Origin of the sequence: Amycolatopsis sp. NPDC101161 (genome assembly GCF_044768185.1) — a bacterium.
GTDB lineage: Bacteria > Actinomycetota > Actinomycetes > Mycobacteriales > Pseudonocardiaceae > Amycolatopsis.
On sequence record NZ_JBIWPI010000001.1, the window covers coordinates 195087 to 215369 of the forward strand.

Sequence of the window (20283 nt, forward strand, 5' to 3'; positions counted from 1 at the left end):
GAATCAAAATCGATTCAGAAGATCGACCCGCGTGACCCCGATCACCCCCAGAACCGTTAGTGTGCTAGTTGTCACACTGCACGACGCACGGTAAAGCCGTACGGGCGAGTGATCGCCCGGCTTCGCCGGCCCCACCACACCGGGAGGATTGATGTCCACCTCCGAGATCGCCGAGCTGCGGCGAACCATCGGCCAGCTCCGGCAGTGCGTCGGCGCACTGCGCTCTCGTTACGGCGACGCGTCGGCGGTCCGCCGGCTCGCGAACGACGTTGAGCGCCTTGACATCGACACCGCGGACCTCGACGGCACGCCGCTCGCGGTGCCCGCCCAGGCGAAGGCGGCCGAACGCGTCCCCGTACCCGACACGCCGTACGACCCGTCGCTGTGGCACGGCGCCGATGACGAAGGCGTCGGCGGCTACAAGCGCGACCAGCGGTGAGCGCTCCCGCTGACAACGGCGTCGGCACCGGCGTCCGGGCCCCCAAGCGGGCCCGGATCGCCGAGCGCACCCTCCGCACGGACCGGTGGTGGCTCCAGCCGCTGCTGACCGTGCTCGGACTGTCGGCGTTCATCATCTACGCGACGGTCCGGTCGTTCGTGCGCACCGCGTACTGGGTGCCCGACTACCACTACCTGACGCCGTTCTACTCGCCCTGCCTGTCCACTTCCTGCGTCGAGGGTTCGAGCCACTTCGGTCACTGGTTCGGCGACCTGCCCGGGTTCATCCCGCTCGGGTTCGTCGTGCTGCCGTTCCTGCTCGGGTTCCGCCTGACGTGCTACTACTACCGCAAGGCCTACTACCGGGCCGTGTGGTTCTCCCCGCCCGCCTGCGCCGTCGCGGAACCGCACGCGAAGTACACCGGCGAGACGCGGCTGCCGCTGATCATCCAGAACGTCCACCGCTACTTCTTCTACGTCGCGCTGATCGTCTCGCTGATCAACACCTACGACGCGATCACGGCGTTCCACGGGAAGACCGGCGGTTTCGGGTTCGGGCTGGGCAACATCGTCCTGCTCGGCAACGTGGTCCTGCTGTGGGCGTACACGCTCTCCTGCCACTCGTGCCGGCACGTGACCGGCGGCAGGCTGAAGCACTTCTCCAAGCATCCGGTGCGCTACTGGATCTGGACGAAGGTCTCGAAGCTCAACACCCGCCACATGGCGCTGGCCTGGACGACGCTCGGCACGCTGGTGCTGACCGACTTCTACGTCATGCTCGTGGCCAGCGGGGCGATCACGGACCTGAGATTCGTGAACTGACGCCCTGCCCCTCCCGACAACGACGTCCCCAGTTCCGAGGTGGAATTCTTCTATGACCGAGGTCGAACGGCACAGCTACGACGTGGTGGTGATCGGTGCCGGTGGCGCCGGTCTGCGAGCTGTGATCGAGGCGCGCGAACGCGGTTTCCGCGTCGCCGTCGTCTGCAAGTCCCTGTTCGGCAAGGCGCACACGGTGATGGCCGAGGGCGGCTGCGCGGCGTCGATGGGCAACGCGAACTCGAACGACAACTGGCAGGTCCACTTCCGCGACACCATGCGCGGCGGGAAGTTCCTCAACAACTGGCGGATGGCCGAGCTGCACGCCAAGGAGGCGCCGGACCGCGTCTGGGAGCTCGAGACCTACGGCGCCCTGTTCGACCGCACCGCCGACGGCCGGATCAGCCAGCGCAACTTCGGCGGGCACACCTACCCGCGGCTGGCGCACGTCGGTGACCGCACCGGCCTCGAGCTGATCCGCACGATGCAGCAGAAGATCGTTTCGCTGCAGCAGGAGGACTTCGCCGAGACCGGTGACTACGAAGCGAAGATCAAGGTCTTCGCCGAGTGCACGGTCACCGAGCTGCTCACCACCGACGGGAAGATCGCCGGCGCGTTCGGCTACTGGCGCGAGAGCGGCCGCTTCATCCTCTTCGAGGCGCCCGCGGTCGTGCTCGCCACCGGCGGCATCGGCAAGTCGTTCAAGGTGACGTCGAACTCGTGGGAGTACACCGGCGACGGCCACGCGCTGGCCCTGCGGGCGGGCGCGAAGCTGATCAACATGGAGTTCGTCCAGTTCCACCCGACCGGGATGGTCTGGCCACCGAGCGTCAAGGGCATCCTCGTCACCGAGGGCGTGCGCGGCGACGGCGGCGTGCTCAAGAACTCCGACGGCAAGCGGTTCATGTTCGAGTACGTGCCCGACGTCTTCAAGGGCCAGTACGCGGAAAGCGAAGAGGAAGCCGACCGCTGGTACGCCGACGCGGACAACAACCGGCGCACGCCGGACCTGCTGCCCCGCGACGAGGTCGCCCGCGCGATCAACTCCGAGGTCAAGGAGGGCCGCGGCTCCCCGCACGGCGGCGTCTTCCTCGACATCGCCAGCCGGCTGCCGGCCGAGGAGATCAAGAAGCGGCTGCCGTCGATGTACCACCAGTTCAAGGAGCTGGCGGACGTCGACATCACGGCGGAGCCGATGGAGGTCGGCCCGACCTGCCACTACGTCATGGGCGGCATCGAGGTCGACCCGGACACGGCCGCGGCGAGCGTGCCCGGCCTGTTCGCGGCCGGCGAGTGCTCGGGCGGCATGCACGGGTCCAACCGGCTCGGCGGCAACTCGCTGTCCGACCTGCTGGTGTTCGGCCGCCGCGCGGGACTCGGCGCGGCCGAGTACGTGCTCGGCCTGGCCGAGCGGCCCGCGGTCGGGCAGTCCGATGTGGACGCCGCGGCGCGGATGGCGCTCGCGCCGTTCGACCCGCCCGAGGGCGCCACGGCCGAGAACCCCTACACCCTGCACACCGAGCTGCAGCAGTCGATGAACGACCTGGTCGGCATCATCCGCAAGGCCGGGGAGATCGAGCAGGCGCTGACGAAGCTCGCCGAGCTGCGGCAGCGGATCCTGCGCGTCACGGTCGAAGGGCACCGGCAGTTCAACCCGGGCTGGCACCTCGCGATCGACCTGCGCAACATGCTGATGGTGAGCGAGTGCGTCGCGAAGGCCGCGTTGACGCGGACCGAGAGCCGTGGCGGGCACACCCGCGACGACTTCCCGGGCATGGACGCCGAGTGGCGGCACAAGCTGCTGGTGTGCGCGGCGTCGGAGGGCGACAACCCCGTCGTCCCGGACATCAGCGTCACGGTGGAGGAGCAGGTGCCGCTGCGGCAGGACCTGCTGGAGCTGTTCGAATTCGGCGAACTCGGGAAGTACTACACCGACGACGAGCTCGAAGCGCACCCCGGGAGCAAGGCATGAGCTACAAGGCGAGTTTCCGGGTCTGGCGCGGCGACGACACGGGCGGCGAGCTGCAGGACTTCACGGTGGAGGTGAACGAGGGCGAGGTCGTCCTCGACATCATCCACCGGCTGCAGGCCACCCAGGCGTCGGACCTCGCGGTGCGCTGGAACTGCAAGGCGGGCAAGTGCGGCTCGTGCTCGGCGGAGATCAACGGCAAGCCGCGGCTGCTGTGCATGACGCGGATGTCGACGTTCACCGAGGAAGAGGTGATCACGGTGACGCCGATGCGGACGTTCCCGGTGATCCGCGACCTCGTCACCGACGTGTCCTTCAACTACACGAAGGCGCGGGAGATCCCGTCGTTCACCCCGCCCGCGGACCTCAAGCCCGGTGAGTACCGGATGCAGCAGGTGGACGTCGAGCGGTCGCAGGAGTTCCGGAAGTGCATCGAGTGCTTCCTGTGCCAGAACACCTGCCACGTGGTCCGCGACCACGAGGAGAACAAGGAAGCCTTCGCCGGGCCGCGGTACCTGATGCGCATCGCCGAGCTGGAGATGCACCCGCTCGACGTCGCGGACCGGCGTGACGCGGCTCAGGAGGAGCACGGCCTCGGCTACTGCAACATCACCAAGTGCTGCAGCGAGGTCTGCCCGGAAGGCATCCACATCACCGACAACGCGCTCATCCCGATGAAGGAGCGCGTCGCCGACCGCAAGTACGACCCGATCGTGTGGCTGGGCAACAAGCTCTTCCGCCGCGACAAGTAACGCTTCCCTCCCGACGCTCGCGAACCGTGCGACCAAGCCGGTTCGCGAGCGTCTTCATTTCCGCGGCGCCAGCAGGAAGCCGAGCGTGCCGGCGGCGAGCTTGGCTTCGACCGCGGCCGGTTCCGCGGCGGTCCGGCGCCGGAACTTCTGTGACGCGACCAGCGAAAGCAGCCACCAGGCGGCGGCCTCGGCGTCGAGGTCCGCGCGCAGCTCGCCCTCGGCCCGGCCGCGCTCCAGCAACGCGGTGAGCGAGCCGGCGAAGCGCTGGGTGGACCTCTTCGCGGCCGCCTCGACCTCGGGTTCCCCGGTGACGGCGGCGGCGTCGGCGAAGATCGCGCCGATCATGCCCGCGCTGTGCACCTCGTCGAGGTGACCGGGGTCCAGCATCGTCTCGAGCAGTCCGGCGACCGGCGCCGCGCTGTCGGTCGTGCGGTCGATCAGCCGGCAGACGTGGTCCGCGGCGCGGTCGACCACGGCGGCGAACAAGGCGGCCTTGGTGCCGAAGTTCTGGAACACGACGGGCTCGCTGACGCCGACCCGGCGCGCCACGGTCGAGGTCTTGCCCCGCAGGTAGCCGACCTCGGCGAAGACCTCGATGGCGGCGGCGAGGATCGATTCGCGACGGTCCGGGGCGCTCATCCGGAGCTTGCGGGCTGACTCGGTCACGGCCTCAGCCTAGTGCCCCTTGCCCTCGAACTTAGTGACGACTAACCTCAATTACTTAGTCACGACTAAGTTAGGGAGCCGGTCATGAGACTGGGACAGCTGGTGCACGGACAGCCGGACGCGCAGGCGCCGGGGGCGATCCAGCACGCCTTGGCGTACGAAGTGCTGTCGATGGCGGTGTTCGCCGGCCGGCGGAAGCGCACGTTCGGCCGGCTGGTGGCGCTGGCGGGCGTCGCGCCGGGCGACCGGGTGCTGGACGTCGGCTGCGGGCCCGGGTACCTGACGGCGCTGGCGGCCGAAGCCGCGGCGCCCGGCGGGAGTGCGGTGGGGATCGATCCGTCCGAGCCGATGGTCGGGCAGGCGCGCCGCCTGCGCGGCACGGCGAACTGCTCGTTCGAAGTGGGCCGGGCCGAGGCGCTCGCCGCGCCCGACGGCTCGTTCGACGTCGTGGTGTCCAGCCTCGCCGTGCACCACATCCCGGAAGCGGTGCGAGGCAAGGCGTTCCGCGAGATGTTCCGGGTCCTTCGTCCCGGCGGCCGGATCCTGCTGGCGGACTTCCGCCCGCCTCGGGGACGTCTGGGCCGGCACCTCGTGGGCGCGATCGCCGGGCCGGAGATGCGGGACAACCCGGTCGAACGGATTGCGCCGATGCTCGCGGAGGCCGGCTTCGAAGTGGAGTCGGAAAGCTGGACCGGTGGATTCCTGCACTGCGTGCGAGCGCTCAAGCCGTGATCCCGGCAGGATGGTGGGGTGCTGGAGATCGAGCTGCTGCCGCCGTCCGCCGACCTCGCCTTGATCGCCCGGATCGCCGGCTTGGTGAACCAGGTCTACGCCGAGTCCGAGAAGGGGCTCTGGCAAGGGAACGCCGACCGGACGTCCGCCGACGAGGTGGCCGGGCTCGTGCGGGCCGGCGAGATCGCCGTCGCCTTCGTGGACGGTGACCTCGCCGGGTCGGTGCGCGTCCAGCGGCCTGGCGAGGCGACCGGCGAGTTCGGCATGCTCGCGGCCGACCCCGCGCGGCGCGGCCTCGGCATCGGGCGTGAGCTGGTGGCGTTCGCCGAGCGGGTGAGCCGGGACGCGGGCTGCCGCGAGATGCAGCTCGAACTGCTGGTGCCGCGCGAGTGGACGCACCCGGCCAAGCAGTTCCTCGCCGAGTGGTACGACCGGCTCGGCTACCGCGTCACGCACCGCGCCGACCTCGCCGTGGACTACCCGCACCTCGCGCCGTCGCTGGCCACGCCGTGCGATTTCCTCGTCTACCGCAAGGCTTTCGCGTGACGGTGCTCGCCGGGGCGCGCGTGTTCGACCCCGAGACCGGCGAGACGACCCGCGCGGACGTCCGGCTCGACGGCGGGCGGATCGCCGAAGTCGGGCCGGGTCTCGACGGGCCGCCCGTCGACTGTTCCGGCGGGCTGCTCATCCCGGGGCTCATCGACTGCCACGTGCACGTCGCGTTCCGGCGGCCCGAATCGTTGCCGCGCAGTGCCCGGATTCTCGAGGCCGTGCCGGTGTTGCGGGGGTTGCTGGCGCGGGGGATCACGACCGTGCGGGACGCGTGGGGCGCCGACGCCGGGTTCAAGCACGCGCTGGCCCAGAGGTGGATTTCCGGGCCGGACCTGCTGGTCAGCCTGCGCCAGCTGGGGCCGACCGGAGGGCTCGGCGACGTGTGGGACCCGGCCGCGGGCGCCGTCGACAACTACGGTGACCCGTCGTTGCCGGACCCGCTGTTCGACGGGCCGGACGCCGCCCGCGCGGCCGTCCGCCGGATGGTGCGCGCGGGCGCCGACTGGATCAAGGTCGGCGCGAGCGGCTCGATGCGGGCGGTCCGCGCGGGCGTGGACGTCCGCCCGACCGACGAGGAGCTCGCCGTGGTGGTCGACGAGGCCGCCCGCTGCGGCCGCGACGTCCTGGCGCACGCGCACACCGCGGCGGCGGTGGAGTCGGCGGCCCGCGCGGGGGCGCGCAGCATCGAGCACGGAACGTTCCTCGACGACTCCGCCGTCGCGGCGCTGGCGGACACTTGGTACGTGCCGACGTTGTCGCCGTTGAGCGAGACGGAGTTCGCCGAGACGCACCGGCGTTCGCTGCGCCTCGCGGTGGAGGCGGGGGTCCGGATCGCCGCGGGGTCGGACCTGGCGCCGCGTCCCCATGTCGACTTGACGACCGAGCTGAGGTTGCTGGCCGCAGTACTGGGCGACGCGGCGGCGTTGAAGGCGGCTACCTCCGAGGCGGCGCGGCTGCTCAGGCTGGACGACGACCGGGGCCGGATCGAGCCGGGGTTGCGGGCGGATCTGGTGTTGCTGGACGGCGTGGGGCTCGACGTGTCGGATCTGCCTGCTCGGGTGCGGGCGGTTTGGCGTGACGGGGAGCGGGTGGGCTGAGCGCGCCGGAACTTGGTGGGACCAAACGGATCGCTTACTTCTCCATGCGTTCGAACTCCTCCGTCAGGCGGACCAGGAACTCCCGCGACTCGCGTTCGGACAACGCCGCCTGCTCCAGGCGCGTGCGCAGGACGTAGAACGCCTCGACCGCCACGCGGTCGTCGACGAACAGCCCCGCGGCGAACGTCTCCTCGTACGCCACCGGTGGGTGCTCCGCGAACTCCAAGATGGTGAACCGGCTGCCGACCAAGTGGTACGGCGGTGCCGACGCCGGCACGACGCGGATCGTGCAGTGGGGGAGGTTCGTGGCCAGTACCAACGACTGCAGCTGTTCGTGCATCAATGCCGGGTCGCGCAGGATCGATCGCAGCGTGTGCTCGTACAGGAAGTAGACGCAGTGGGGCGGGTTTCGGCGCTGCAGCAGCCGTTGCCGGTCGATCCTCGCGCGGACCAGCGTCTTCAGGCGATCTGTCGTGTAGCGGCCGGACAGCTCGTAGATGCTGCGCACGTAGTCCTCGGTCTGGAGCATGCCCGGCAGGGCCGCCGGGCTGTTCGAGATCACCGCCGTCGCCAAGTTTTCCTGGATGATCAGGGACTTCATCGGGTCGACGAGCTCGTCGAAGTACGGCCGCACCCAGTACAGCTCACTCGGTGGCCGGGTCAGGTGCAGCAGCCGCTCGCGCTCGGGTGCCTCGGTGCCGCAGTGCGCGAGGTAGATCGCCAGGTCGATCGGGGAGATGCGCCTGCCGTTCTCCCAGCCGGACACCTTCGACGCCGACCAGTGGGCGCGCCGGGCCACCTCGCGCAGGGACATCTGTTTCGCCTCGCGCTGGGCCTTCAACTCGACGCCCATCTCCCGCGTGCGCACCGTGCTCTTTTCGGTCATGCCCGCACGCTAAAGGCAACCACCGACAAAACGGCCCCTGCCGCGCAGGGGTTCACCGGAACGGATGTTGCTGTTCTGCCTGTGCGACAACGGATTCCGCCCGCGAAGCGCCTGCGAAGCAGCTTCGCATAATGAAGCGCGCTTCGCGCGTTAGTAAGCCACACTGGCATTCATGACGTCGCTTTCCGGAATCGACCTGAGCCGCCGGTTCTACGCCGACGCCGTCGCGCCGGTCGTCGGCGGGCCGCACACCGCCGCGCTGGTCGGGCCCGGCTCGGAGGTCCTCGGCTTCGACACCGCGCGCTCCACCGATCACGACTGGACCGCCCGCGTCTTCCTCTTCCTCCCGGAGGTCCGGGACATCCCGATCCCGGACACTTTCCTGGGCCACCCGACGAAACTCGAAGTCGCGACGCTCGACGAATGGGTGCGCGGCTTCCTCGGCTTCGACCCGCGGCATGCCGGCCGCCACGACTGGCTCGCCACCCCGACCCAGGTCTTCGCCGAGTTCACCGGCGGGGCGGTGCACCACGACGACCTCGGGTTCGACGAACTCCGGCAGTGCGTCGCCTGGTACCCCGACGACGTCTGGCGGTACGTCCTCGCCGGTCAATGGCAGCGCATCGGCCAGGAGGACGCGTTCGTCGGCCGGTGCGGGGAGGTCGGGGACGAGCTGGGCTCCGCCGTCGTCGCGGCGCGGCTCGTGCGGGACCTCATGCGGCTGTGCCTGCTCATGGCGCGCCGGTACCCGCCGTACAGCAAGTGGCTCGGGAGCGCCTTCGCGCGGCTGCCGGCCGCGACGGCGTTGACCCCGCACCTCACCGGCGCCCTCGCGGCGACGGACTGGCGGGAGCGCGAACGGCACCTCGTCGCGGCCTGCGAAAACGTCGCCGAGCAGCACAACGCCCTCGGCCTCACCGACCCGGTCGAGCCGCGCGTGAGCTGCTTCTTCGACCGCCCGTTCCAGGTGATCCACGCCGAGCGGTTCGTCCGCTCCCTGGCCGGCGACACGCCGGTGATCGGGGCGATCGACCAGTTCGTCGACAGCACCGACGCGCTCGGACACCGCGAGCTGACCCGCGCGGTGGTTGACTGCGCGCATGGCTGAACCGAAACCGCGCGACCTGGCCGCGCTGCTGCTGACGCTGACCGTCGTGACCGGGGTCGTCGACGCGGTCAGTTTCCTCGGGCTGGGCCGGGTGTTTGTGGCCAACATGACCGGCAACGTCGTGTTCCTCGGCTTCGCGGCGGCGGGCGAGGCGACGCTGTCGGTGCTCGCGTCGCTGACCGCGGTGCTGGCGTTCCTGGCGGGCGCGCTCGCCGGCGGCCGGCTGGCCCGCCGTGACGACGACTACGACGCCCTCCGGCAGGCGACCGCGGTCCAGGCGGCGCTGGTGGCGGTGGCCGTGGTGCTGTCGGCGACGCTCGGCAGCGGGACGCGGGTGGGCAGCGAGCTGCTGATCGTCGTGCTGGGCGTGGCGATGGGCCTGCAGAACGCGGCGGTCCGCCGCATCGGCGCGCCCGACCTGACGACGACGGTGTTGACCATGACGTTGACGGGTTTCGCGGCGGATTCGAAGGCGGCCGGTGGACCGGGGTCGCACCCGCTGCGGAAGGTGGCGGCGGTGGGGGCGATGCTGGTGGGTGCGCTGGCCGGGGGGTTGTTGCAGCTGCACGTCGCCATGTGGACGGCGCTGGCGCTGGCCCTGGTGCTCATCCTCGTTGTGCTGGCGGTGTTGCAGGTCAGCCGAAGCCGGCCGCCGGCCGCGACTCCGCCTGACACCAGGTGATCTTCGGGCCCGAGGCCGCGCAGCGGGAGAACCTGTACCTGCGGAAGGAGCGGCCGACCTTGAGCGGAAGCTCGACGAGATCGAGGCCGCGCTGAACGGCATCGAAGAGCGGCAGGCCAACATCCGTGCGGGCTACGTCCGGTTCGAGCCGATGGACCGGGTGCGCGAGCTCGGGGACGCGTCGGTGCCCTTCCGGTTCGACGTGCACGCCTTCCACGACCTGGCCGGGAATCTACCGCGACGAACCCGAAGCCTTCGAGTACCGCCAAAGCCGGAGCGAGGCCGCGCCGGCGGCGTGAGGGCCGGTCAGCCGAGGGCTCGGCCGCCGTCCACCAGCAGGCGCTGGCCCGTGATGAACCCCGCCTCCTCCGAGGCGAAGAAGCTCACCGCCGCCGCCACGTCCTCCGGGGTTCCGAGGCGGCCCGACGGGACCGTCGCGCGGTATGCCTCGCGCTCCTCCTCGTCGACCTCTGCGTGGCGCTCCACCGGGATGAAACCCGGGGCCACCGTGTTCACCGTGATGCCGTCCGGGGCCAGCTCGCGCGCCCAGGCGCGGGTCAGGCCGATCTGGGCGCTCTTCGCCGTCGCGTACGCCGACCGGCCGGGTGGGGGGCGGTCCGCCACCTCCGAGTCGATGTGCACGATGCGGCCGAAGCCGCGGGCGCGCATGCCCGGCAGTGCCGCGTGGCCCAGCAGCACCGGGGAGCGCACGAAGAAGTCCAGCTGCGCCAGGTGGTCCGGCCAGTCCACTTGGGACACCGGCGCCTCCGGCTGGGGGCCGGTCGCGTTCAGCACCAGCACCGTGATCGGGCCCAGGAGCGCCGTGACGCCGTCGACGAGCTCGCCGACCTGACGCCGGTCCGTCACGTCCGCGGCGAACGCCGCCGCCTTGCCGCCCTCCGCGAGGATGCCCTCCGCCGCCGTCTTGAGGTCGGCGTCGTCGTGGTGGCCGTTCACCGCGACGGCGAGCCCGTCGCGCGCCAGTCTGCGCGCGATCACCCGGCCGAGTCCGCGGGAGCTGCCGGTCACCAGTGCGACACCCATGCGCCCGACGCTAGGGGAGACCCCCGGGTACGACAACCCAGGGCAACGAAAAAGCGGGTGGGTGCGACGCGCGCACCCACCCGCTTCCGGCTGACCGGCGATCAGGCCGAGCTGTTCCCGGTGGCGTAGTCGGTCGCCGCCGTCACGGCCGCCGGAGCGGCTTCCAGCGGCTTCGCGCCCCGCGGTGCCTTCTTGCGCCGCGAGAGCTTGCGCTCCAGCCACGAGGCGAACCACGACAGGAGCAGGTTGAGCGTGATGAAGATGATCGCGATGACGATCAGCGTCGGGATCGTGTTGTTGAAGTTGCCGGTGATCGGCCCGGACCCGCGGATCAGCTCGTCGTAGCCGATGGTCAGCTGACCGGCGAGCGCCGTGTCCTTCAAGATGACCACCAGCTGGCTCACCAGGGCCGGCAGCATCAGCGTGATGGCCTGGGGGAGCAGCACGTTGGTCATCAGCTGCGTCTTGCGCAGGCCCAGCGCCGAGGCGGCTTCGGTCTGTCCCTTCGGGAGCGACAGGATGCCCGCGCGGAACACCTCGGCCAGCACCGAGCCGTTGTAGAGCACCAGGCCCGTGACGGCGGCGAACAGCGGCCGGGTGTCCGCCTCGATCGGGGTGTAGTACGCGTAGAGCGCCGCGCCGAACACCATCAGCAGCAGCACCGGGATGGCCCGGAAGAACTCGACCACCGCGCCGACCGGGATCCGGACCCACTTGTGCTGGGACAGCCGGCCGATGCCGAGCAGGGCACCGATCGGCAGCGCGATCACGATGGACAGCGCGGCCGCTTCGAGCGTCTTCAGCAGGCCGGGCAGCAGGAACTGCGTCCAGGTCGAGCCCTCGATGAACGGCTTCCAGAGCGCGCCCGCCCATTGGCCCTTCTCGTCGAAGCCGGTGTAGACGAACCAGGCCACCAGGAGCAGCACCAGCACGAACAGGACCGTGTAGATCCAGTTGCGCGCGCGAGCCTTCGGGCCCGGGACGTCGTAGAGGACGGACTGCGTGCTCATCGCTTGACCTCGGCTTTCTTGGCGACCCAGCCGAGCAGCAGGCCGAGCGGCAGCACCAGCGCGACGAACACCAGGGCGAAGAGGATGAAGACCAGGAACAGCGAGTCGGACTCGTTCTCCACCATCGTCGACATCAGCAGCGACGCCTCCGCGACGCCGATCACCGAGGCGACCGTGGTGTTCTTGAGCAGCGCGATCAGGACGTTCGCCAGCGGCGCGATCACCGAGCGGAACGCCTGCGGCAGCACGATCAGGCCCAGCACCTGCACGAAGCTGAGCCCCAGGGCCCGCGCGGCCTCCGCCTGCCCGACCGGGACGGTGTTGATGCCCGACCGCAGCGACTCGCACACGAACGTCGCCGTGTAGACGACGAAGCCCAGCACGGCCAGCCGGAACGCGTTGTCGGCCAGCGACGTCGGCGAGTTCGCGGCGGCCAGGTTGATGCCCAGCGTGGACGAAAGACCCAGCGACGTGAAGATGATGATCACGGTCAGCGGGGTGTTCCGGAAGATGTTCACGTACGCCGTCGCGAAGCCGCGCATGATCGGCACCGGACTGACCCGCATCGCGACGAGGATCGTGCCCCAGACGAGCGCCCCGATCGCGGAGAAGAACGTCAGCTGGAGCGTCGTCCAGAACGCGCCGACGAGGTCGTAGTCAGGGTTTTTGAGGAAATCGAACACGGTTGTCCAACCTGGCCTCGGTATGGGAACGGTGCGCCGCTTTCACGGCGCACCGTTCGTCTTCACAAACCGGATATCAGGGAGCGATCGCCGGGGCGGCCGGGATCTTGTAGCCCGACGGGCCGACGTTGGTCTGCAGCGCCTTCTCCCAGGAGCCGTCCTGCTCCATGGCCTGGATCGCCTTGTTGATCGCGGCCTTGCCGTCCGCGTCGTCCTTCTTCAGGCCGACGCCGTAGTTCTCGTCGGAGAAGCCCTTGCCGACCAGCTTCAGCTTGCCGGGCTGCTGCGCGGCGTAGCCGGCCAGGATGACGTCGTCGGTGGTCATCGCGTCGACGGTGCCGTTCAGGAGCGCGGTGACGCAGTCGGTGTACTTGCCGACCTCCTGCAGCTGCACGTCCTTGGCGTACTTCGACTTCACGTTCTGCGCCGGGGTCGAGCCCTTGACCGAGCAGAGCTTCTTGTTGCCGGTCAGCGACTCGGGGCCGGTGATGTCGGTGGTGTCCGCGCGCACCAGCAGGTCCTGGTGCGCGACGAAGTACGGGCCGCCGAAGGAGACGTCGTTCTTGCGCTTGTCGGTGATCGAGTAGGTGGCGACGATGAAGTCGACCTCACCCTTCTTGATCAGGTCCTCGCGCTGCGCCGACTGCGCTTCCTTCCAGGTGATCCCCGACTCTTCGACACCGAGCTGCTTCGCGATGTACTTCGCGACGTCGACGTCGAAGCCGGCGTAGGTGCCGTCCGGCTTCTTCAGGCCGAGGCCCGGCTGGTCGAACTTGATGCCGATGGTCAGCTTCTTGTTGTCCTTGGCCCGCTGGACCAGGTTCTTGTCGCCGCTCGCGCCGCTGCCGGACCCGCCGCCGCAGGCCGTCAGGGCCAGCCCGGCGGCCATCACGACCGCGCCGACCTGCAGAACTCGGTTCAACCGCATCGTCTCTCAGGTTCCTTCCGAATCTCGACCGGCCACCCGGGGCCGGGGAAAAAAATGCTCAGTGGGTCAGGATCTTGCCGAGGAAGTCCTTCGCGCGCTCGCTCTTGGGCGCGGTGAAGAACGCTTCCGGCGTCGTGTCCTCGACGATCTCGCCGTCGGCCATGAAGATCACCCGATCGGCTGCCCGGCGGGCGAAGCCCATCTCGTGGGTGACGACCAGCATCGTCATGCCGTCCTTGGCCAGGCCGGTCATGACGTCGAGGACCTCCTGGACCATCTCCGGGTCCAGCGCCGAGGTCGGCTCGTCGAACAGCATGACCTTGGGCCGCATCGCCAGCGCCCGCGCGATCGCCACGCGCTGCTGCTGGCCGCCGGACAGCTGGGCCGGGTACTTGTCGGCCTGGTTGGCGATGCCGACGCGCTCCAGCAGCTCCATCGCCGTCTTGCGCGCTTCGTCCTTCGAGGCCTTGCGGACCTTCGTCGGCGCCAGCATCACGTTTTCGAGGATGGTCTTGTGCGCGAACAGGTTGAACGACTGGAACACCATGCCGACGTCGGCGCGCAGGGCCGCGAGGGCCTTGCCTTCGGCGGGCAGGGGGACACCGTCCACGGCGATCTCGCCCGAGTTGATCGGCTCGAGCCGGTTGATCGCCCGGCACAGGGTCGACTTGCCCGACCCCGACGGACCCAGCACCACGACGACCTGGCCGCGAGGCACCTCGAGCGTGATTTCCCTCAGTACGTGCAGGTCGCCGAAGTACTTGTTCACGGCGGACGCCTTGATCATCGGCGCCGCCACCTCCGCGGTCATCTGGCCTCCAGGGTCGTTCGAATGCGGCGTGGGTCACCACGCGATGGCGAGAACCTACCGTTGCTTCCCCGGCTGGCAAGCCGAGTTGAGCAATACTTAGGGTTTCAACTGCGTATCGATGTCCCTTTTGGGGGTATCGGCATCAGCGTAACCCACAGTCACCGTCCGGGTGGCCCGTGCGCGGTGAGCCGGGACGTCCTAGAGTTCGGCGCTACCGGCCGGTGGAGCGGGGTCACCATGGGAGGCGGACGGGTGCGGGTGCTGCTGGTGGAGGACGACGACCGGGTCGCGGGCGCGCTGATCCCGGCGCTGACCCGCCGCGGCCTGGCGATCGCCCGGCTGGCGACCGGCGCCGGCGTCCTCGAACGCGTCCACGAGGTCGACGTCATCCTGCTCGACCTGGGCCTGCCGGACATCGACGGCGTCACCCTGTGCACCCAGATCCGCGCGGTCAGCGACGTCGCGATCATCGTCGTCTCCGCCCGCGGCGAGGTCGACGACCGGATCCGGGGCCTGCGAGCGGGCGCCGACGACTACCTCGTCAAGCCCTACGACGTCGAGGAGCTGCTCGCCCGCGTCGAGGCGGTGCGGCGCCGCCGTCCGGAGCACACGGTCACCGAGCCGGTGGTCATCGAGGTGGGCGACGTCAGCGTCGACCTCGCCCGGCACGAGGTGCTGGTCGACGGACGCGCGATCGCGTTGTCCCGCAAGGAGTTCCAGGTGCTCGCGCTGGTCGCCGGCGCGCGTGGCGCGGTGTGCTCGCGCGAGCACGTCCTCACCGAGGTGTGGGGCCACCGGGGTGCCGCGGAGAGCCGGTCCCTGGACGTCCACGTCGCGACGCTGCGGACGAAGCTGGGCCGCCCCGCGCTGATCGAAACGGTCCGCGGGGTCGGCTACCGGCTCGGCGGCGCGGCCGCCCGGAGCTGAGGGGCGTGCGCGTCCGGCTGCAGGGCATCGTGCTGACGCTGGTGGCGCTGCTGGTGTTCGGCCTCGGCATCCCGCTGGCCATCTCGATCGCCGCCGGAGCGCAGCAGGACCTCTTCCTCGACCGGCTCACCGACACCGCCCGCTTCGCGTCGCTGGCGCAGCGGCCGCTGCTGGACAACAAGCCGTACTTGATCGAGCCCGACGTGCGCCGCTACACCGAGGTGTACGGCGTCCAGGTGGTGGTCGTCGACCAGGACGGCCGCCCGGTCGTCACGGCGCTCGGCCCGGCCGCCGCGCGGATCGACCTCAAGGACGAGCGGATCAGCGACCCGGTCCACGAGGCGCTGGCCGGCCGCCGGTCGCAGCCCGCCGGCGTGCTGATGCCGTGGGACTCGACGCCGCTGGTGCTCGCCGAGCCGGTGCTCGCCGACGGCGAGGTGCGCGGGGCGGTGCTCACCGTGTCCACCACCGACTCCGAACGCGCCGCCGTGCTGTGGTGGTGGCTGCTGCTCGCCGCGGGAGGCATCCTCGCCTTCGTGCTGGCGCTGGCCGTGGCGATCCCGGTCGTGCGGTGGATCCTGAAGCCGGTCAAGCGGCTCGACGACGCGACCGGCGCACTGGTGGCGTCCGTGGTCAGCGGACGCGAGGCCGAGCCCGTGGGCGAGGGCGGCGGACCGCCGGAGCTGCGGCAGCTCGGCCGCTCCTTCGACCGCATGGCCGAGAGCGTCTCGGGCGCGCTGGCGGCGCAGCGCGCGTTCGTCGCGGACGCCTCCCACCAGCTGCGCAACCCGCTGACCGCGCTGAAGATCCGGCTCGGCAACCTCGACGGCCACGTCGTCGACGACCAGTCCGCCGCCGACCTGGAGGCCGCGCGGGTCGACGCCGGACGGCTGCACCAGATCCTCGACGGCCTCCTCTCGATGGCCCGCGCCGAAGCTTCCGGCGGCGAGCTGGACCCGGTGGTGCTCGACGAAGCCGTCGCCGAGCGCGTCGCCGACTGGTCGGTGGTCGGCGAGGCCCGGGACGTGCGGCTGGTTGTCGACGCGGCCGGCGACGGCGCCCGCGTCCGGATGCCGCCGCGCGGCGCCGAGACGATCCTGGACGCGCTGCTCGACAACGCGCTGAAGTTCACCGCTTCCGGCACCGAGATCCGGGTCGCCGTCGAACGCGACGGCGACCGGGTGCGCCTGTCCGTCCGCGACCACGGCCCCGGGCTGCCGCCCGAGGAGCTCGACCGCGCGCTGGACCGGTTCTGGCGCAGCCCGGCGCACCAGAACGTGCCGGGGTCGGGGCTGGGGCTGGCGATCGTCAGCGAGCTGACCGCGCACTCCGACGGCGAGCTGGCGCTCGACCTGCCCGACGGCGGCGGCCTGCGGATCACGATGACGTTCCCGGCCGCCTAGGTCTTCTTGTCGCGGTAGTACCTCAGCGCGCCGGGGTGCAGCGGGATCGGCTGGGTCTCGATGCCCGGGTGGACGTCGATCGACAGCGCCGCCGGGTTCGCCAGCGCCAGCTGCTGGCGCGCGTCGAACAGCCCGCGGACCAGCGCCTCGGCGACGTCGTCGCTCATCGACTTCGGGACGATCAGGAAGTTCGGCACCAGCAGCGTCGTCACCGGGCCCGGCTGGTTGTAGGTGCTCGCCGGGATGGACGCGGTGCCGTAGACCTGGTTGATCTCCTGCATCTTCGGCATCACGTCGGCGATGTCGAGCAGGCGCAGCGACTGCTTGCCGTTGTAGCCGGCCAGCACCGGCGTCGGCAGGCCGCCGGACCAGAAGAAGGCGTCGATGTCGCCGTTGAGCAGGGCCTTGACGGAGTCGTCGAGCCCCCGGGCGCTCGTGGTGACTGCCCCGGTGAGGTCGGTCGCCTGCAGCAGCCGGCGGGCGATGTACTCGACGCCCGAGGACGGCGAGCCGGTCGCGATCCGGTGGCCGCGCAGCTGCCGGACGTTCTGGATGTCGGAGTCGGTGCGGACGACGATGTGCAGGTAGTCGTCGTGGATCCGGGCGAGGGTGGTCAGCCGCGGGTCGGTCTTGTACCGGTCGGCGGCGACGTCGGCGGCGACGAACGCGACGTCGGCCTTCCCGGCGAGGACCTTGTCGATGTTGTCGGGCGAGCCCTGGGTCTGCAGCACGGTGGGCCGGTCGATGTCCAGGCCCGCGGCCCACGCCGTGGCGAGGGTCTGGGCGAGCTTGTCGTAGACGCCGCCGGGGTTGCCCGCGGCGATCCGCAGCTTCAGGTCGCCGAACCCGGAGCTGCACGCCGAGAGCACCAGGACCAGGGCGGCCGCCATCGCGAGCACCTGCCTCCGCCGCGTCGTGGCCACGGCCCGATCGTGCCAGATCCGGCGCTCGAGTGGTTGGCCCCCGGCGATCAGGGCACCCTCGGTGCAGACGGAGGGAGCGCGGCATGGACGTCGTCGTCGTGGGTGGCGGGGCTGAGCGCGGCGCGGCGGCTGCGCCGGGCCGGCGCCGAGGTCACGGTGCTGGAGGCGGGGGACGACGTCGGCGGCCGGGTGCGCACCGACGTCGTCGGTGGGTTCCGGCTCGACCGCGGGTTCCAGGTGCTGCTGCCCGCGTACCCGGCGCTGCGGCGGCTGACCGACGTGCCGGCGTTGCGGCCGCGGCCGTTCACGCGCGGCACGATCGCGATGACCGGCTCCGGACGCCGGTGGCTCGCCGGGCCGTGGCACGGCCTGCCCGCGGTGCGCGGGGCCGCGGCGTTCGCGGTGAGCCGGCCCTTCGACGGCGCGCGGATGGCGGCGCTGGCGGCCAAGGACGTCCTGGCGGCCGATCGCACGGACACCGGGCGCAGCACCGCCGAGGAGCTGCGCCGCTGGGGGCTGACCCGGGCCACGGTCGAGGAGGTGCTGCGGCCGTTCCTGGCCGGGGTGTTCCTCGACCCCGCCCTGGCGACGTCGAGCCGCCTGTTCCACCTGCTCTGGCGGAGCTTCCTGCGCGGTGGGGGCGCGTTGCCCGCCGAGGGGATGCAGGCCCTGCCGCGGCAGCTGGCGACCGGGCTGACGGTCCGCACCGGCGTCGAGGTCGACGCGGTCACCGAGGACGGCGTCCGCACGCGGGACGGCGAAGACATCCGCGCGCGGGCCGTGGTGGTGGCGACCGACGGGGACACGGCCGCGCGGCTGCTGCCGGGGGTCGAAGCGCCGGGCTGGCACGCGGTCACGACGTTCTACTACCGCGCGGACACCTCCCCGCTGCGCTCGCCGACCCAGCTGGTCGACAGCCTCGACGACCTGCTGCTGAACACGGCGGTGCTCAGCGAGGTCTCCCCGGCCTACGCTCCGGCCGGCTCGGCGCTGATCGCGGCGTCGGTGCCCGACCGCGCCGACCCGGGCCTGGAACCGCGGGTGCGGCAGCGGCTGGCCCGGATCTACGACACGGACACGCGCGGGTGGGACCTGCTCGAGACGTACGCGATCCCGAACGCGCTGCCGGTGTTCGGTCCCGGTGCGCCGCTGCGCCGCCCGGTGCGGATCGGCCCGGGCCGGTACGTCTGCGGAGACCACCGGGACACGCCGTCGGTGCAGGGCGCGCTCGTGTCCGGCCAGCGGGCGGCCGCCGCGGTGCTGGCCGACCTCGTGGCCTGATTCACGCCGCTTCCGGGAGCTCCTCGGCCCGCAAGGCGATCCGGTCGACCTTCCCCGAGGCGGTCCGGGGCAGCCGGGGCACGAACCGCACTTCCCGCGGGTACTTGTGCGGCGACAACCGTCCCTTCACGTACTGCTGCAACGCTTCGCCGGACACGTCGTCGCGCGCGACGACGAAGGCCCGCGTGCGGGTCAGGCCGTCCCGTTGGAACCCGACGACCGCGCACTCCGCGACCGCGGGGTGCGTCGCCAGGCACTTCTCGATCTCGGTCGGGGAGACCCACAGGCCGCCCACCTTCAGCAGATCGTCGGCGCGGCCTTCGTAGCGGAAGAAGCCGTCCGCGTCCTGGGACACCAAGTCACTCGTGCGGACCGTGCCCGGGGCCGGGAACGCTTCGGCGGTTTTGTCCGGTGCCTGCCAGTAGCCGGCCGCCACGGTCTCGCCGGTCACCTCCAAGCGGCCCGTCGCCCCGCGCGGGACTTCGGTGCCTTCGTCGTCCACCACCCGGACGCGGTAACCGGGGATCACGCGGCCGAGGGTGCCGGGCCGGGAGCGGCCGGGGGAGTTGGAGATGTAGCCGTGGTAGGACTCGGACGCGCCGATCCCGTCGATCGTGTCCACGCCGAACGTGTCCGCGAACCGGCGGTGCAGGTCCGGCGGCAGCAGCTCGCCGCCGGAGACGCACAGGCGCAGCGAGCCGAAGTCCTGCTCGGCCGCGGCCGGGTGCTCCAGCATCGCGTTCATCATCGTCGGGACGTTGACCAGCACGGTCGGGCGGTGCCGGGCGATCAGCGCGAACATCCGGTCCACCGTGCTGCGTTCCGGGAACACGACCCCGGCCGCGCCGATGCCGAACGGGAACGTCACCGCCATGTTGTTGGCGTAGCCGAAGAACAGCTTCGGCACCGGCAGCACGACGTCGTCCGGCCGGATGTCCATGACGGCGCGGGCGTACCACTCGAAGCTCAGCAGCGGGCTGCGCGCGTGGATCAGGCACGCCTTGGGGGAGCCGGTGCTGCCGGTGGTGAACCGCCACAGCGCGATGTCGTCGCTGCGCGTCGGCGCGGCCTCCAGCGCCGTCGGCTGCTCCGCCGTGACCGCGGCGAAGTCGTGCTCGCCCGGGCGCAGCGACTCCGGGTCCGCGCCGACCACCAGCAGGTTCCGGGCGCCGGCCGCGCGCAGCGGACCCAGCGTCGTCGTGTCCGCGACGACCACCGCCGGCCGGCTGTAGTCCAGGTAGTAGCGGTAGTCGGCCGGCTTGAGGAACGTGTACACCTCGGCCGTCACGGCGCCGACCTTCTGCACCCCGAACCAGGTCGCGACGAACTCGGTGCCGTCGCCCAGCGCCAGCAGGACGCGGTCGCCCCGCCGGACGCCGAGCACCCGCAGCGCGTGGCCGGTCCGGTTGGCCAGCGCCTTGACTTCGCCGTAGGTGACCGGGCCGGCCGCGGTGTGCAGCGCGGTCCGCCCGTCTTCGTTGCGGTCGAGGAAGTGCGCGGCGAGGTTGAACTCGGCCGGCACGTCGGCGGCGCGCAGGTGTGCCATCTGGTCGTCCTTCCCCCAGCGGGCCG

At 71.1% G+C, this 20283-nt stretch carries 21 protein-coding genes; 12 read left to right on the forward strand and 9 right to left on the reverse strand.

Translation table 11 applies throughout. The annotated features are described in order from the left end of the window. Positions 1–151: 151 nt before the first annotated feature. Genes ACIRSS_RS01000 through ACIRSS_RS01015 form a run of 4 tightly spaced genes read left to right on the forward strand, consistent with a single transcriptional unit; the run spans position 152 to position 3978 of the window. On the forward strand, positions 152–439 hold the full coding sequence (locus ACIRSS_RS01000) for a hypothetical protein (protein ID WP_167379786.1): 288 nt from the start codon (positions 152–154) through the stop codon (positions 437–439). After that, entirely contained in the window at positions 436–1260 is an 825-nt protein-coding gene (locus ACIRSS_RS01005; protein ID WP_400889160.1) for a hypothetical protein, read from the forward strand. Before ACIRSS_RS01000 ends, ACIRSS_RS01005 begins: the two co-directional genes overlap by 4 nt. A gap of 52 nt (positions 1261–1312) precedes the next feature. Next, positions 1313–3229 (forward strand): fumarate reductase/succinate dehydrogenase flavoprotein subunit, encoded by a 1917-nt coding sequence (locus ACIRSS_RS01010; RefSeq protein ID WP_400889163.1) that lies wholly within the window; start codon positions 1313–1315, stop codon positions 3227–3229. Then, complete coding sequence (locus ACIRSS_RS01015) at positions 3226–3978, forward strand: succinate dehydrogenase/fumarate reductase iron-sulfur subunit (protein WP_155542045.1); 753 nt, start codon at positions 3226–3228, stop codon at positions 3976–3978. The genes ACIRSS_RS01010 and ACIRSS_RS01015 overlap by 4 nt, the downstream gene beginning before the upstream one ends. Before the next feature lie 54 nt (positions 3979–4032). Here the strand turns inward: ACIRSS_RS01015 and ACIRSS_RS01020 are convergent, their stop codons facing one another. Further along, positions 4033–4644, reverse strand: coding sequence for a TetR/AcrR family transcriptional regulator (locus tag ACIRSS_RS01020; RefSeq protein ID WP_400889167.1), 612 nt, complete (start codon positions 4642–4644; stop codon positions 4033–4035). 84 nt (positions 4645–4728) lie between these two features. Here ACIRSS_RS01020 and ACIRSS_RS01025 point away from each other — a divergent pair, with 84 nt between their 5' ends. From ACIRSS_RS01025 to ACIRSS_RS01035, 3 genes are read left to right on the forward strand one after another with little or no spacing between them, the layout of a single operon-like run. Beyond that, a complete protein-coding gene (locus ACIRSS_RS01025; RefSeq protein ID WP_400889170.1) occupies positions 4729–5376 on the forward strand; it encodes a class I SAM-dependent methyltransferase in 648 nt (215 codons plus the stop codon). Positions 5377–5394: 18 nt separating this feature from the next. After that, on the forward strand, positions 5395–5922 hold the full coding sequence (locus ACIRSS_RS01030) for a GNAT family N-acetyltransferase (protein ID WP_400889173.1): 528 nt from the start codon (positions 5395–5397) through the stop codon (positions 5920–5922). Further along, a complete protein-coding gene (locus tag ACIRSS_RS01035; RefSeq protein ID WP_400889176.1) occupies positions 5919–7025 on the forward strand; it encodes an amidohydrolase family protein in 1107 nt (368 codons plus the stop codon). Before ACIRSS_RS01030 ends, ACIRSS_RS01035 begins: the two co-directional genes overlap by 4 nt. Positions 7026–7059: 34 nt before the next feature. Here the strand turns inward: ACIRSS_RS01035 and ACIRSS_RS01040 are convergent, their stop codons facing one another. Continuing rightward, positions 7060–7911, reverse strand: a complete 852-nt coding sequence (locus ACIRSS_RS01040; protein ID WP_400889179.1) for a helix-turn-helix domain-containing protein — start codon at positions 7909–7911, stop codon at positions 7060–7062. Between the two features lie 172 nt (positions 7912–8083). On the opposite strand from ACIRSS_RS01040, the gene ACIRSS_RS01045 reads away from it, so the two are divergent. Beyond that, entirely contained in the window at positions 8084–9019 is a 936-nt protein-coding gene (locus ACIRSS_RS01045) for a DUF4037 domain-containing protein (protein ID WP_400889182.1), read from the forward strand. Then, positions 9012–9701, forward strand: coding sequence for a YoaK family protein (locus ACIRSS_RS01050; protein ID WP_400889184.1), 690 nt, complete (start codon positions 9012–9014; stop codon positions 9699–9701). The genes ACIRSS_RS01045 and ACIRSS_RS01050 overlap by 8 nt, the downstream gene beginning before the upstream one ends. Before the next feature lie 306 nt (positions 9702–10007). Here the strand turns inward: ACIRSS_RS01050 and ACIRSS_RS01055 are convergent, their stop codons facing one another. The 5 genes from ACIRSS_RS01055 to ACIRSS_RS01075 form a co-directional block, all read right to left on the reverse strand. Next, positions 10008–10745: an SDR family NAD(P)-dependent oxidoreductase gene (locus ACIRSS_RS01055; RefSeq protein WP_400889187.1), complete on the reverse strand. Its 738-nt coding sequence runs from the start codon at positions 10743–10745 to the stop codon at positions 10008–10010. A gap of 101 nt (positions 10746–10846) precedes the next feature. Next, the gene (locus ACIRSS_RS01060) at positions 10847–11755 is read right to left on the reverse strand and encodes an amino acid ABC transporter permease (RefSeq protein ID WP_400889190.1); all 909 of its coding nucleotides are present in this window, start codon (positions 11753–11755) and stop codon (positions 10847–10849) included. Then, positions 11752–12438, reverse strand: a complete 687-nt coding sequence (locus tag ACIRSS_RS01065) for an amino acid ABC transporter permease (RefSeq protein ID WP_400889192.1) — start codon at positions 12436–12438, stop codon at positions 11752–11754. Before ACIRSS_RS01065 ends, ACIRSS_RS01060 begins: the two co-directional genes overlap by 4 nt. A 76-nt stretch (positions 12439–12514) precedes the next feature. Next, positions 12515–13366, reverse strand: coding sequence for a glutamate ABC transporter substrate-binding protein (locus tag ACIRSS_RS01070; RefSeq protein WP_400889195.1), 852 nt, complete (start codon positions 13364–13366; stop codon positions 12515–12517). A 58-nt stretch (positions 13367–13424) separates the two neighbouring features. After that, positions 13425–14153, reverse strand: a complete 729-nt coding sequence (locus ACIRSS_RS01075; RefSeq protein WP_400893326.1) for an amino acid ABC transporter ATP-binding protein — start codon at positions 14151–14153, stop codon at positions 13425–13427. A gap of 276 nt (positions 14154–14429) precedes the next feature. Between ACIRSS_RS01075 and ACIRSS_RS01080 the strand changes: the two genes are divergently transcribed. Next, positions 14430–15104 carry a response regulator transcription factor gene (locus tag ACIRSS_RS01080; protein WP_400893328.1) on the forward strand — a complete coding sequence of 225 codons (675 nt, stop codon included), beginning with the start codon at positions 14430–14432 and terminating at the stop codon, positions 15102–15104. A 5-nt stretch (positions 15105–15109) separates the two neighbouring features. Continuing rightward, positions 15110–16507 carry a sensor histidine kinase gene (locus ACIRSS_RS01085; protein ID WP_400889198.1) on the forward strand — a complete coding sequence of 466 codons (1398 nt, stop codon included), beginning with the start codon at positions 15110–15112 and terminating at the stop codon, positions 16505–16507. On the opposite strand, the gene ACIRSS_RS01090 is transcribed toward ACIRSS_RS01085, so the two are convergent. Beyond that, the gene (locus tag ACIRSS_RS01090) at positions 16504–17430 is read right to left on the reverse strand and encodes a TAXI family TRAP transporter solute-binding subunit (protein ID WP_400889200.1); all 927 of its coding nucleotides are present in this window, start codon (positions 17428–17430) and stop codon (positions 16504–16506) included. The two genes, ACIRSS_RS01085 and ACIRSS_RS01090, sit on opposite strands and share 4 nt — an antisense overlap. A 102-nt stretch (positions 17431–17532) precedes the next feature. Here ACIRSS_RS01090 and ACIRSS_RS01095 point away from each other — a divergent pair, with 102 nt between their 5' ends. Beyond that, positions 17533–18711 (forward strand): FAD-dependent oxidoreductase, encoded by a 1179-nt coding sequence (locus ACIRSS_RS01095; RefSeq protein WP_400889203.1) that lies wholly within the window; start codon positions 17533–17535, stop codon positions 18709–18711. Position 18712: 1 nt separating this feature from the next. Here ACIRSS_RS01095 and ACIRSS_RS01100 read toward each other — a convergent pair whose 3' ends face one another. Beyond that, the gene (locus tag ACIRSS_RS01100) at positions 18713–20257 is read right to left on the reverse strand and encodes a benzoate-CoA ligase family protein (RefSeq protein ID WP_400889205.1); all 1545 of its coding nucleotides are present in this window, start codon (positions 20255–20257) and stop codon (positions 18713–18715) included. Between the last annotated feature and the right edge of the window lie 26 nt (positions 20258–20283).